This is a genomic window from Psychromicrobium lacuslunae (assembly GCF_000950575.1).
Lineage (GTDB): Bacteria > Actinomycetota > Actinomycetes > Actinomycetales > Micrococcaceae > Renibacterium > Renibacterium lacuslunae.
In genome coordinates this window covers 2,391,985-2,404,890 of the sequence record NZ_CP011005.1, presented here as the reverse complement: position 1 = coordinate 2,404,890, position 12,906 = coordinate 2,391,985, and the positions used below count along the sequence as shown (strand labels likewise).

Sequence of the window (12,906 nt, the reverse complement as noted above, 5' to 3'; positions counted from 1 at the left end):
TTGGCTTCCCGTTCCAAGGGCTGAATTGCTCTCGTCATAGCAGATCCTTTGGCTTGTTGGTGACCTCAACCCTTGCTAGAACCGAGTGTCAGTCCGGCCACGAACTGACGCTGCAAGAGAAGGTAAATCACCAGAGTGGGCAATACGGTAATGATGGCTCCGGCTGCAATTAGATTGTAGTTGGAAAGGAATTGACCCTGTAGGTTATTGATTCCAGCGGTGATCGGTAACAGGTCTCCGCTTTGGATGAAAAGCAGCGGCCAGAAGTAATCGTTGTAAATGAAAATGACTTCCAGGGTAGCCAGCGCCGCTAGCGCCGGGCGGCAGAGCGGCATGATGATCGACCAGTATTGCCGCCAAATTCCGGCTCCGTCTACCAGTGCTGCCTCGGTCAGATCGGGGCTCAGAGCCTTCATGTAATTGCTCAACACGAAGGTGCAGAAGCCGATCTGGAACGCGGTGTTGACGGCTATTACCGAGATGTAGGTGTTCAGCAGGCTGCCCGAAGCGCTCACCGAGTAGGGCAGTTCAATGTGCTTGAAGATTTCGAACAACGGGGCCGCTAAGACCTGAGGAGGTAGCAGGTTCCCGGCGGTGAAGAGGATGAGCAGGCTGATGTTGAACTTCCAGCTCACCCGGCTAACCGCAAAGGCCATCATCGAGGCGAGAAAGAGCGTTATTAACACGGTGGGTATGGTGATAATCGCCGAGTTGAACAGGTATTTCACCAGGCCAGCCTGGTTCCAGGCATCGATGAAGTTCTGGAAGTTAAAGGGGCCGGCAAAGCTGAAATAGCCGTTAGCGTCAGTTGACTCTTTGGGCCGTAGCGCAGTGTAGATACTCCAGAGCAAGGGCACCAGCCAGATTACTGCCATCATGGTGAGGAAGAGATGAGTTCCCCAGTGTCTCTTGGCTTTCTTGGCTGATCCGGAGGGTCGAGCCGAAGGTTTGGCCGAGCTGAGCTGTGTCGCGGTACTCATGCGTTGTTTTCCTTTCGGAAGGTGCGGACCAGGTACCAAACGATCGGCACTAACGAGATCACTAGCAGGATCACGGCGAGGGCCGAACCCACGCCGATCACCTGTCCTTCGCCGACCAGGTTTTGAATCACCAGGGCGCTCAGCAGTTCCAGGCCGTTCTTGCCCTGGTTGATCACCCAGACCACGTCAAAAGCCCTGAGTGATTCAATAATGGTGATCACTACGATGATGATGTTCACCGGTCGCATGGCCGGAAATACCACCCGGAAAAAAGTTTGCCGGGCATTGGCGCCATCGAGTGCGGCGGCCTCACGGAGCGTGCCATCAACGCCCTTGAGACCGGCTAAATAGAGGATCATCACATAGCCGGCATGCCGCCAGGTGGCGGCCACCATGGCGGCCCAGATGTTCACATTGGAATCACCGAACCAGTCGATCGCCTGCGGGGTGCCGGCGGTGCCGAGCAGGAAGTTCAGCAGGCCGCTATCGCGGTTGTAGAACAGCTGCCAGATAATCCCGATCAGCGCCATTGAGAGCATCACCGGAGCAAAAAAGATGCTCTGATAGATCCTGCTGCCTTTGATCTTCTGATCCAGTAGTACAGCGAGCAGCAGGCCTAGTGGGGTGCCAATAACGCCAAGGAACAGCAGCCAAAGCAGATTGTGCCCGACGGCCGGCCAAAACGGCGGGTAGTCCTGGGCGATGAATTGGTAGTTCTCGACGCCAGCCGGTTTCAGATCGCTCAGATCCAAGCCATTCCAGCGCGTAAAGGAGAGCGCAATGGAGAGCAGGGTTGGGCCCCAGACCAGTAGTAACTCGACCAGGGTGGGGATCCCAACCATCAGGGAAAGCACCAGCACGTCCCGGCGGGATAGCCGTTTGAGCTTTCGAGGTTTCCGCTTTGTGGGTGGAGCCTTGGAAGCCTCCACCGGCATGGTTTCGCTGCTAAGCGTCATTGTTGCTGACTCCTACTGCGCTGCGTACAGGGCTTTGGCCTGCGATTCGAGGTTTTTGACGTCCACCGAACCGTCCTTAATGAAGCTTTGGAGTGCCGGGATCATCACATTGCTAGCCATCGCGGGCAGCGCGTCGCGATCGAAGAACTGGCTGATGTTCTTGGCGCTCGCGATGGTCTCGGAGAGCTTCTTACTCAGCGGGGTGAAACCGCTAATATCTGCGCCCTTAGCGGTTGGCAGGTTGGAAGTATCCACCTTGTAGTAGGCGTTCTGACCCTCCGGGGTGCCAATGAACTCGACAAAGTCCCTGGCAGCCTGGTTCTGGCCACCCTTTTTGGAAAGCAGCAGCCCATCAATCGGAGCCTCGACCGCTTCTTGACCTTCCATCGCAACCTCCGGGAAGGGCAAGAACTCGATATCGGCGAGCACCTTGGGGTCGGTGAACTGCTGGGTGACGAAGGAGCCCAGCAGATACATTCCGGTCTTTTTCGCTTCGAGAGCCTTGGCGGCGTCTTGCCAGGTCTGGCCTAGCGCTGCCGGATCTTGGTAGGGCAGCAGTGCTTTCCAGGTGTCGAAGACATCGCTGACCTTCTTTTGGTCCCAGCTTTCCTTGTGTGCGCAGAGATCCTGATGGAACTGGAACCCATTCAGGCGCATATTGAGGTAGTCGAAGGTGCCCATCGCTGGCCAGCCGTCCTTATCGGCAAAGCCAATCGGGATCAGGCCGTCCTTCTGCATTTTGGCGCAAAGAGTTTTGAGCTCATCGAAGGTTTTGGGAGCTGTGTACCCTTTTTGCTCCCAAAGGCTCTTGCGGTAGAAGAAGCCCCAGGGATAGTTGTAATTGGGCACAAGATACTTCTTGCCATCGGCTCCGGTGGAAGCTTTTTTGAGCGCATCGGAGAAGTTGCCGCCAATCTTCTCCCAAACGTCATCGACCGGTGCTAAGAGGCCTTTTTGCGCGTAGTACTGCATCCGGTAACCGGCGAACCAGGTGAAGGCATCATCCGGGCTGCCCTGCAAGTAATTGTTGATTTTGTTCTGGAAGTCATTGTGCGGCACCACATTAGCAGTCACCGAGTCTCCCGATTTGGTCTTGAAGGCAGCCATCACCGCCTCGTAGGCGCGCTTCGGGACATCGTCCGAAGAACCAGAGCCGAAGGTGAGAGATTTCGAATCCGTACTGCCGCCGCTACCGCCGCAAGCGGCTAGGAACGGTACGCCGGCGAGTGCTACGGCGCCCAGGCCGACCCCCTTGAGCAGGCTGCGGCGCGCTAGGTCCGGGGCGGAACCTGCGAATGACGAATGCTTCATTGCGGACATCATTTCTCCTTTAAAGGATGTGAGCTGTGCCACAACGATAGATCATTATCACTCAGAATGGAACAAAAAAGATCAAATACATACTCCTTAACGAGGTCGAGTGTCGAGTTTTGGGGCTTAAAAGTGGGTTTTAAGCCCCAAAACTCGACACTCGACGGCGGATTACCGGGTAGGCGGGACCTGTGCTGCTGGCCCCGCGGAGAGCTATTTCTTCAGGCTGTCCGAAATCACCTGCATGATTCCGACGTCGGCCAGCGTGGTGGCGTCGCCAGCTTCCCGGCCTTCAGCGATGTCCTTGAGGAGCCTGCGCATGATCTTGCCGGAACGAGTCTTTGGTAACTCAGGCACCACCAAAATCCGCTTCGGTTTGGCAATTGGGCCGATCTCTTTGCCGACGTGATTCCGCAAGGTCTGCTCAATATCGGCATCATCGACCGCTGAGCCCCGCAAGATGACGAAGGCAACCACTGCCTGGCCGGTGGTTTCATCGGCGGCACCGACGACGGCGGCCTCGGCTACCGATTCATGACTGACCAGTGCGGACTCGATCTCGGTGGTGGAGAGCCGGTGTCCGGAAACGTTCATTACATCGTCGACCCGGCCAAGCAGCCAAATATCGCCGTCCTCGTCTTTCTTCGCGCCGTCCCCAGCAAAGTACATACCGTCGAAGCGGGACCAGTAAGTGTCTTTATAGCGCTCCGGGTCGCCCCAGATGCCACGCAGCATGGACGGCCAAGCCGATTTGACCACCAGGTAGCCGCCTTGGCCGTTCTGCACCGGGACACCAAGATCATCCACCACATCAACCTCAATGCCGGGCAGCGGCACCTGGGCGGAGCCGGGCTTGGTGGCGGTGACGCCAGGCAATGGCGAGATCATCATGCCGCCGGTCTCGGTCTGCCACCAGGTGTCAACAATAGGAGTCTTGCCGCCGCCGATCACCTCGCGGTACCAGATCCAGGCCTCTGGGTTAATCGGCTCTCCGACCGAGCCGAGCAGTTTGAGCGAAGAGAGATCGTACTTATCCGGAATCTCTCGACCCCATTTCATGAAGGTGCGGATCGCGGTGGGCGCCGCGTACAGGATGGTGACCTTGTACTTCTGCACGATTTCCCACCAGCGGCCCTGGTGCGGGGTATCTGGGGTGCCTTCGTACATCACCATTGAGGCGCCGTTGACGAGCGGGGAATAAGCAATATAGCTGTGCCCGGTGACCCAGCCAATATCCGCGGCGCACCAGTAGACATCGCTCTCCGGGTGCAGGTCAAAAACGTTCTTATGGCTATAGGCGGTCTGCGTCAAATAGCCGCCGGTGGTGTGCAGAATACCCTTTGGCTTACCGGTGGTGCCCGAGGTGTACAGAATAAACAGCGGGTGCTCAGAATCGTGCGGCACAGCCTGGTGCTCAGCGCTCGCGGTCTCGACCGATTCCGACCACCAGAGATCGCGGCCCTCGGTCCAGTCCACCGGTTCGCCGTTCCGCTTCACCACCACGACGTGTTGCACGGTATGCCCCGGGGCGGAAAGGGCGGCGTCGACGGCGGGTTTGAGGGCGCTCGGTGCACCGCGGCGATAGGTGCCGTCGGCAGTGACCACCAGCTTTGCTTCCGCATCGTCGATCCGGTTGCGCAAAGCATCGGCAGAGAAGCCGCCGAACACCACTGAATGAATGGCTCCAATCCGCGCGCAGGCCAGCATTGAAATGACAGCTTCGGGAATCATCGGCAAATAGATAGCCACCCGATCACCCTTGGCGACGCCGAGCGCTTCAAAAGCGTTTGCCGCCTTTTTCACTTCTTCGGTGAGCTGGGCATAACTAATCTGCCGGGTGTCACCGGGCTCGCCCTCCCAGTAAATAGCCACCCGATCGCCATTGCCAGCTTCGACGTGCCGGTCAAGCGCATTGTAGGCCGCGTTGATCTCGCCACCGACAAACCATTTAGCAAAAGGAGCTTCTGACCAATCGAGGGTCGTCTCGAAGTCTTTGCTCCAACTGAGCAGTTCGCGGGCTTGCTTAGCCCAGAAGCCGAGTCGATCCGCTGCTGCCTCTTCGTAGAGGCTGGCCTGCGCCACCGCGTTCGCCGCGAATTCGGGGCTCGGCGGAAACTGGCGATTCTCGTGCAACAGGTTCTCTAGTGCGTCATTCTGGTTATTTTCGGCCATCTTTTGCCTCATCTCGTCAGAGTTGCTGGATTAATTCCTACCCTAGCGCGCCTGAGTGGAAGATGGTGTGCCAGCTCACATCATATTAAGTTTGTGGGTCCGTGCTGCGCCGAGAGGTCCCTTTTTCCAGCTGAACGGAGCCCCCTCGCTTTGGTTTGCCGGGTCGTCTTACTACTCTGTAAGGGAGCTTTCTATCGAAAAGGCCCGCCGCGGGCCTGCAAGGAGAAGAATATGAGCGACACGCAGCAGACCCAAGCGGTGGGTCAGGTCTCGCCCTGGGCGACGCAGTCGAAGAGCGGCGCGACGCCGACTTCCGACTCAGCACAGCTTGATGCGCCAAGCTCGACGGTGGGCAGCGCACCTGACGCGGGCAGCGCCTCGACCGGCGGGGTGACGCTCGGGCCCTTCGCGCTCCGAGATCTGGTGATCATTGCCGCCGTCGTGCTGATGTTCATTGGCACTCTATTGCCGCTGGCCGTTCGTGGGGCGGGCAATTTCTGGACCGTCAACAATCTGTTTTATCTGGGCATCGGCATCCTGCTGCCGCTCGCAGTGCTGGTGCTGCTCTTGCTGCGTGGTTTCAAGGTCCTTAGGCAGGTGCGCATTGGCTCTCTGACACTTGAGCAATTCAGCTCGGTGGTGGCTTCCTTCGCGACCGCGTTCTTCTTCCTCGCCACGGTGACCAGCGTTGGAGTTGGTTTCTCGATTGGCTACTTGATTTCGCTGATCGGAGCAGTGGTGATGTTGCTCAGCACGGTGCTTTCACCATGGATACCGGCCCTTGCCGACGGTAAAGTCGCGACCGGCTCCGCAAGCCGGTCAGCGGCAGCCTTGGCCGATCAGAAGAACGCTCAGCAGCCGGTTGATCTGGTCGGCTCTACCTTCGCTGAGCCGCAACCTGTTCAGCCAATTGAATCCACTCGATGGCAGCACCCTGCAGCTGACCCAGTCCCCTCAAATGACTCAGTCGACTCGGCTGCCTCAGCTGGCGTGCTTGCCAGCGGCGCTGCGGCCCCAGAGACCAATCTCAATCCGCTGGCGCATGCCGGGCAGTCGCCTGCTAGGTCAGCTGAGGCAGCTGACTCAGTCGACTCGCAGACCGAACTGCCGGCTGAGCAGCCAAGCGATGAGGTGAGTAGGAGCGAGGAAAGCGGCGCCGCCCCAGCCGCTGCCGTGCCCGCTGAAACGGCGGCCGAGTTGCCGGCTCAGCAGCCAGCTGCGGTCGAGCAGCCGGGACTTTTGCCCACCCCGGCGCCTGAGGAATCGCTGCCCGCAGAAGAACCGCAGATCAGCTCGGCCCCACTGCCAGCCCACCACGAGCCGGAACCGGCGCCACAGCTAGCGGCCGAGCCGAAGGAACCGGAGAGCTTTGCGGCCACGGTCGATCCTGCGGACCGACCGAACCAGAACACGGCAGGCGAGGTGACCCAGGAAGCATTCTGGTTTGCTGTCGATAAGCCCAAGGCGGTGGTCGATGAACACACTGGCGGCTTCCTCTACAACATCGAGCCCGGCAGTTGGTTCTTGGCACTGCAGGACCGGGGCTATGACTATATCGTTCAGAACGCTGATGGGAAGCTCGGGGTGTTGCGTGACCTGCGCAATATCGAGCGCGCTCCTCGGGACAGCTAGTTGTCTAAAGGTGTTGGGGCGGGTGCTGAGACAGCTCTGAGTCTCAAACGGCGGGCCCGAAAAATTAACCGGACGCTCGCCGAGCAATACCCCTATGCGCACGCGGAATTGGATTTTCGCAACCCTTTCGAGCTTTTAGTGGCTACAGTACTTTCTGCTCAGACCACTGATGTGCGAGTCAACCAGACCACTCCGGCGCTCTTCGCTCGCTATCCTGATCCGGTCGCTCTGGCACAGGCCGAGCCGCTGGAACTGGAGGAGCTTATTAGGCCAACCGGTTTTTTCCGCGCCAAGGCGAAGTCGCTGCTCGGCCTGGCGAATCGTTTGGTGGATGAGTATGACGGTGAAGTGCCTGGTACCTTAGCGGCTTTGGTGACGCTGCCGGGCGTCGGCAGGAAAACCGCGAATGTGGTGCTTGGCAATGCTTTCGGAGTGCCTGGAATCACTGTCGACACCCATTTTGGCCGACTGGCTCGACGCTTCGGCTGGACAGATTCCGAGGACCCGGTGCAGGTCGAGAAGGACGTTGCCGAGCTCATTGAACCGGCCGAATGGACGATGCTTTCGCATCGGGTGGTGTTCCATGGTCGCCGGGTCTGTCACTCCCGTAAGCCTGCCTGTGGGGCTTGTGCGGTTGCTCATCTTTGTCCCGCTTACGGGATGGGTGAAACAGATCCGGTGAAGGCACAGAAACTACTCAAATACGAAATGGCGCCCGGCAACGAGGAATTATTGGCCGCGATGCTGGCCGATACCGAGGCAGCCGCTGAACTCAGGCAGAAATTTCAGCGACAGAGCGTTAGCCCATCATGACCGCTTTTGACGACCTCCGGGACTTCGCCACACGCGCCGCCGGCGGTGAGGTGACGGCGATGCGGGATGAGATCCGTGACCTCACCATCGATCCACGGCAGGCTCGGCAGGCTGCCGTGCTAATCCTGTTCGGCAGTGATAGTCGAGGCAAGGACGCCGATCCCGAGGACTGTGATGTGCTGCTGGTGGAGCGAGCAGCTACTTTGGAGGATCATCCCGGTCAGATTGGCTTTCCCGGTGGCGGAGTGGAGTCGCAGGATCTCAGCCATCAAGCTGCCGCGCTCCGGGAGGCCGTCGAAGAAACCGGGCTGGACCCTGCCGGGGTGCAGATACTCGGAGACCTACCGCAGACCGGGCTGCCGGTGAGTAACTTCATGGTGACCCCGGTATTGGCCTGGTGGGACGCGCCCTCGCCGGTATTCGCCGTCGACCTGGCTGAATCTGCCCGAGTGTTCCGAGCACCGCTGAAGGATTTACTCAATCCGGAATTACGCCGCACCTCAACGGTTACTCGGGGCTCCAATACCTTTCGTAGCCCGGCTTTCTTAGTCGAGGATGCGGTGGTTTGGGGATTCACCGGCGGTATCTTGAACAAGCTCTTCGACGAGTTGGGCTGGACCCAGGCCTGGGATCACAGCCTAGAGATGCCTGCACCGCTGTAGCGACTCCCGCGGTTTAGCCCTTACAGAGTGCTCAGAATCAGCCAGGAAAAGATGAAACCAAGAAGTAGCGAAACCACCCAGCCTGCGGTTGCTGCGGTGTACCAATTGAGTCGAATCTCAAGCTGATGACGCCGAGGGTTGCCCGCCGGTAGCTTGCGGAGCATTCGATCAGAGATCAACAGCACCGGAACCAATAAGATCGCCATCACTAAGTAACCGGCGATCTTGAGGGCGCTCCAGAGTGAGGCTGAACCGAAACTGACGAACTTCAGACCCTGCAGCATGCCCACTGTGATTTCCTGGGGGCCGACGAGCAATAGCAAAAGCACGCCGCCCAGTAGCAACACCACCAGCCGGACGAGGCGCTGCCCAATCGTCAGCCTGATTCGGGGTGTTGATTCGTTGCGGTTGCCGAGCGTGACGGCGGCGAAGCGGTGCTTTTGATGCCAAAACTGGCGGCTAATGGACCTAACCGAGAGCGGCCAGATGAGGACCGCGAGGAAGAACGCCATTTCCCAGGCGAATATTTGTCCGGCGGAGGTCGCCCAGTTCCAATAATCGGAGAGGAGCGTCAGGCCGATCCAGACGCCCAGGCCCAAGGGGACGGCGAGCACGACGACGAGAAATACCCAGGGAGCCGAAAGTGCCGGTGGGGGCCGGTCTCTCAAATATGGCCGGGTGTTGTATTCGTTCAGCGGATCCCCCAAATGTGTGCAGCTGCTCAACAACGATCCTATTGCTTGAGCGATTGCTTGAGCGACGCTATTGCCCCTTCCAGAAGCTATGCATCCGCCGGGGCGGGGCGTTCGAGCAGTTCTCGAATGAATTCGGTGACCGCCTGAGGCTTCTCCTCGGCCATGAAATGACCGGCCTGAATTGCTTGGTAGCTGAGGTCCGGTGCCCAGGCTGACCAGAGTGCGGAGGCGTCGAAGCCGAGCTGGGAACCCCAATCTTGGGAGATCACCCCGACCGGCATCTGAAGCTGCTTACCGGCAGCCCGGTCGGCCCGGTCCTGTTCAAGATCGATTCCCGCCGAGGCCCGATAATCGGCAACAATGGATGGCACCGCAGCGATCGAACTATCGAGGTAGTGTCGTCGGATGTCGGACGGGAAGGTCGTTCCGGCCGGATCCCAAGCATCCAGGAAGCTGCCGAAGAATTCCTCTGCGGTGGCTTGAATCATTTTCTCGGGCAGCCCAGCCGGTTGCGCCATCAGGTACAGATGCCAGGCAACAGCGGCATTGACGCCGCGCAAAACATCCCACATATCCATCGTGGGGAGCACATCGAGGATGCCGAGGTGGCTGATGTTTTCCGGGTGGTCGAGGCCGGCGCGCATCGCCACCAGGGCGCCCCGGTCGTGCCCCACCAGCCCGAAGCAGTGGTGACCCAGCTCTTTGGCTAGCCCGACGACGTCGCTCGCCATACTGCGTTTGGAATAAGTCTCGGGACTGGTTGTCTGCGGCTTATCGCTTTCTCCGTAGCCGCGTAAATCAGGCACGATCACCGTGTGGTTCTCGGCGAGGCCCTGGGCTACCTCGCGCCACATCAGGTGGGTTTGCGGGAAGCCGTGCAGTAAGACCACGGCGCTACCGCTACCACCGACTGCGGCATTGAGTCGCACGCCGTCGTGGCCAGCGATTTTTTGATAGTGAAAGCCGGCAATGGAAGTGTTGGTCATGGGGTCCTCTTAGGTGTTGTCGGATCGAGTGCTGAGGCAGCCGAGGATGAACGTTAATGGGTTGCCTGGGCTGTTTTGGGCGCGCCGGAAAAGATGCCCGGCGCGGCGTGTGGTGGTAGCTCATGCTTCGTCTGGAGCGCGGGGATCAGCACCGCGTCGATGAGTTGTTCAAGGTAGGCGCGATCGGTCCTTAGCCCGTTGAGTTTGCGTAATAGCAATGCCGCACCGGCTACTTCTTCATAGCTAAAGGGGGAGGCGTGGGCTGGAAGTTCGCCCCGCTGGATGGCTGCCTGCAGGATCGAGTCGGGTAGCCTCGCGCCGGTCGGGCCAGTTGCGGTTTCGAGGTATTCGCACAGCTCGGCGTCCTCAAGGCCGGCCTGTAATAACATCAAACTCATCGAACCGTCGCTAGCCTGCAGCGTGGCGTTGAGCCGTTCGGTCAAGGCTAAAAGGTCTCCGCGCAGGGTGCCGGTGTCGATAGCTGCGGCACCGTGATGGCTGGAGGCCGGTCCCGCCTTTATCGCTGCCACCACCATCTCACGCTTACCAGCCCAACGGCGGTACAGAGTTGCCTTCGAAGCCTTGGCGCGCCGAGCCACCTCTTCAAAACTCAACTTGTCGTAACCGTGCTCGGCCAACACCTCTAGGGTGACACGCAAGATTTCTGCCTCCCGGGCCTGATCCCGAGGCCTACCTGCCAGGTTGGCGGAAGCTGTCTGATCTTTATTTAGATACGGCACGTATCGTATCGTATCTAAATCGACTCTGAGTGTCCAACGGGTTTCAAAGTAGTCCGTTGGAAGAAGCCTTTAGCCAGTGACCTTTATTTGGCCTGGTCGTAGTGGTCAACGACGGCAAGGCTGACCGGGAAGTTGATGGGAGCGTTACCAAACAGCAGTTCCTTGGCGGCGCTAGCTGCCTCTTCAACCAGCAAGCTCACGTCGGTGACTGAGGTTTCCGGGCAGTGCACCATCACCTCGTCGTGTAGGAAAAATACCATTTCGGCGGCCAGCTCTGGCCGCGCTCGCAATCTGCGGCGGAGCTCGGCGAGCCAGCAAGACGCCCATTCAGCAGCGGAGCCTTGGACCACGAAGTTACGGGTGAAGCGGCCCCGGGAACGTGCCAGGTTATCGGCCCAGCGTTGCTCTTGCTCGGTGGTGGTGCGTTGCGCCTTCAGCCATCTCTCGGAGGGTGCCGGGCAGCTTCGGCCTAGCCTGGTGGTGACAATCTCACCTCGTTCGCCGGACCGTGCCGCTGCCTCGACCAAGCCAACCGCCCGGGGGTAGGTTCGGCTCAGTTGTGGCATCAGCCGTCCAGATTCGCCGGTGGTTGCGCCATACATTGCGCCGAGCAGGGCGATTTTTGCCTTGCTGCGATCGCCGCCGAACCCTTGGGCAGCAATACCGGTGTAAAGGTCGTGGTCTTGGGCGGCTTCAGCCATTTTGCGATCTTGCGCCAAAGCGGTGAGTACCCGTGGCTCTAGCTGCGCGGCGTCCGCCACAATGAGTTTGTAACCCGGATCGGCATGCACCGCACCACGAACTTGTTTGGGGATTTGCAGGGCGCCACCGCCCCTTGAGGCCCATCGGCCAGAGACCACGCCACCCACCACGTACTCGGGTCTAAACCGGCCATCAAGCACCCACTGATCAAGCCAGGCCCAACCATTGGCGCTGAATAACCGGGAGAGTTTTTTATAGGCCAGTAGCGGTGCGATGGCCGGGTGCTTAGATTTTTCCAGCTCCCAGCTGCGGGTGGTTTTCACCTCGATCCCGGCGCGGTGCAGGGCACGGATTAGCTCCTGGGGTGAGTCGGGGTTGAAGCCCGCGCTGCCGAGTTTTTCGGAAATCTCTCGCACCAGCGCTTCCATTTTTGCCGGTCTCTGCGGCACGATGTTGTTGTTCGTTGGCCTGGGGCCGAGAGTTTCCTCCAATAGCTTTTCATGCAGATCAACGCGCCAGGGCACGCCGGCATACTGCATCTCGGCGGCGACTAGGGCGCCAGCTGATTCGGCTGCCAGGAGTAGTTGCAGGCGTGCCGGGAACTGGGAATCGCTGACCGTTTTCAACTGCAGTTGGAGCTCCGCGCTGAGTTCCTCGACAGTTTGGCCGCGGCGTGTGACAGGCCGATCGAATTCGGTGAAAAGGCTTCCTTGCGCAGGGTCGACGGCAATCCTGACCGGCGGTTCAAGAGGTTCCTCGGTCGGCGCATATTCCCGCGGGTAACTGGTCTTCAGCGTGAATTCTGAGCCAGCTAGGATAGGCCGGCAGAGCGCCAGGTCGTGGCAGCGTTCAAGACTGACTCCCGCTGCCAGCAGAGCGGGGTACCAGTGCTGGGCGCGTTCCCATACCCAGCGAGGTCTCCGCCGTGCTTCGACCTCACGGACGATCTCGGCTAGCTGCTCCGGGCGCACCAGGCGGGCGCTGGATTGCGGGAGGCCCGCCGCATCCAGCGGCAGCAATGCGACTTCGGCACCTTCGGCCTCAGCCAGCAACATATACATCCTTCAATTGTGCCGCCTTCTGAGTGAGCTTCGACGAATTGGCGGAGCCGACAATTCGGTAACCCGGACAACTTCTGTCCGGGAAGTTCTGTCAGCGATGATTTTGCGATTCGATGAGCCGTCTCATCCTCCACAAGAACCAGATTTCGGTAGTTACCCCACAACTAGCGATCCGGTTCTTCCAATACGCTTACCG

General features: G+C 59.3%; 11 protein-coding genes. 3 read left to right on the top strand and 8 right to left on the bottom strand.

The window, feature by feature from the left end:
• Window positions 1–65: 65 nt before the first annotated feature.
• The 4 genes from UM93_RS11330 to acs all read right to left on the bottom strand — a co-directional run bounded on the left by UM93_RS11330 (window position 66) and on the right by acs (window position 5,431).
• On the bottom strand, window positions 66–980 hold the full coding sequence (locus tag UM93_RS11330) for a carbohydrate ABC transporter permease (protein ID WP_045075657.1): 915 nt from the start codon (window positions 978–980) through the stop codon (window positions 66–68).
• Complete coding sequence (locus UM93_RS11325; protein ID WP_234399424.1) at window positions 977–1,915, bottom strand: carbohydrate ABC transporter permease; 939 nt, start codon at window positions 1,913–1,915, stop codon at window positions 977–979. The genes UM93_RS11330 and UM93_RS11325 overlap by 4 nt, the downstream gene beginning before the upstream one ends.
• A 33-nt stretch (window positions 1,916–1,948) precedes the next feature.
• A complete protein-coding gene (locus UM93_RS11320) occupies window positions 1,949–3,247 on the bottom strand; it encodes an ABC transporter substrate-binding protein (RefSeq protein ID WP_045077300.1) in 1,299 nt (432 codons plus the stop codon).
• Between the two features lie 213 nt (window positions 3,248–3,460).
• On the bottom strand, window positions 3,461–5,431 hold the full coding sequence (gene acs, locus UM93_RS11315) for an acetate--CoA ligase (protein ID WP_045075653.1): 1,971 nt from the start codon (window positions 5,429–5,431) through the stop codon (window positions 3,461–3,463).
• 219 nt (window positions 5,432–5,650) lie between these two features.
• On the opposite strand from acs, the gene UM93_RS11310 reads away from it, so the two are divergent.
• The 3 genes from UM93_RS11310 to UM93_RS11300 are packed head-to-tail and all read left to right on the top strand — an operon-like array spanning window position 5,651 to window position 8,526.
• Entirely contained in the window at window positions 5,651–7,051 is a 1,401-nt protein-coding gene (locus UM93_RS11310; RefSeq protein ID WP_045075650.1) for a hypothetical protein, read from the top strand.
• Window positions 7,052–7,864, top strand: a complete 813-nt coding sequence (nth, locus tag UM93_RS11305; protein WP_045075648.1) for an endonuclease III — start codon at window positions 7,052–7,054, stop codon at window positions 7,862–7,864.
• Window positions 7,861–8,526 (top strand): NUDIX hydrolase, encoded by a 666-nt coding sequence (locus UM93_RS11300; RefSeq protein WP_045075646.1) that lies wholly within the window; start codon window positions 7,861–7,863, stop codon window positions 8,524–8,526. The genes nth and UM93_RS11300 overlap by 4 nt, the downstream gene beginning before the upstream one ends.
• A gap of 20 nt (window positions 8,527–8,546) precedes the next feature.
• Here UM93_RS11300 and UM93_RS11295 read toward each other — a convergent pair whose 3' ends face one another.
• The 4 genes from UM93_RS11295 to UM93_RS11280 form a co-directional block, all read right to left on the bottom strand.
• Window positions 8,547–9,251: a hypothetical protein gene (locus UM93_RS11295; RefSeq protein ID WP_157874135.1), complete on the bottom strand. Its 705-nt coding sequence runs from the start codon at window positions 9,249–9,251 to the stop codon at window positions 8,547–8,549.
• A gap of 56 nt (window positions 9,252–9,307) precedes the next feature.
• Entirely contained in the window at window positions 9,308–10,207 is a 900-nt protein-coding gene (locus UM93_RS11290) for an alpha/beta fold hydrolase (protein ID WP_045075642.1), read from the bottom strand.
• 53 nt (window positions 10,208–10,260) lie between these two features.
• The gene (locus tag UM93_RS11285; RefSeq protein ID WP_045075640.1) at window positions 10,261–10,947 is read right to left on the bottom strand and encodes a TetR/AcrR family transcriptional regulator; all 687 of its coding nucleotides are present in this window, start codon (window positions 10,945–10,947) and stop codon (window positions 10,261–10,263) included.
• A gap of 83 nt (window positions 10,948–11,030) precedes the next feature.
• Entirely contained in the window at window positions 11,031–12,710 is a 1,680-nt protein-coding gene (locus tag UM93_RS11280; RefSeq protein ID WP_045075638.1) for a bifunctional 3'-5' exonuclease/DNA polymerase, read from the bottom strand.
• Window positions 12,711–12,906: the final 196 nt, after the last annotated feature.

Coding starts and splice junctions, on each gene's coding strand:
- UM93_RS11330 (WP_045075657.1), bottom strand. CDS start 980: ATGAGTACCGCGACACAGCTCAGCTCGGCCAAACCTTCGGCTCGACCC.
- UM93_RS11290 (WP_045075642.1), bottom strand. CDS start 10,207: ATGACCAACACTTCCATTGCCGGCTTTCACTATCAAAAAATCGCTGGC.
- acs (WP_045075653.1), bottom strand. CDS start 5,431: ATGAGGCAAAAGATGGCCGAAAATAACCAGAATGACGCACTAGAGAAC.
- UM93_RS11325 (WP_234399424.1), bottom strand. CDS start 1,915: ATGCCGGTGGAGGCTTCCAAGGCTCCACCCACAAAGCGGAAACCTCGA.
- UM93_RS11320 (WP_045077300.1), bottom strand. CDS start 3,247: ATGAAGCATTCGTCATTCGCAGGTTCCGCCCCGGACCTAGCGCGCCGC.
- UM93_RS11280 (WP_045075638.1), bottom strand. CDS start 12,710: ATGTATATGTTGCTGGCTGAGGCCGAAGGTGCCGAAGTCGCATTGCTG.
- UM93_RS11300 (WP_045075646.1), top strand. CDS start 7,861: ATGACCGCTTTTGACGACCTCCGGGACTTCGCCACACGCGCCGCCGGC.
- UM93_RS11310 (WP_045075650.1), top strand. CDS start 5,651: ATGAGCGACACGCAGCAGACCCAAGCGGTGGGTCAGGTCTCGCCCTGG.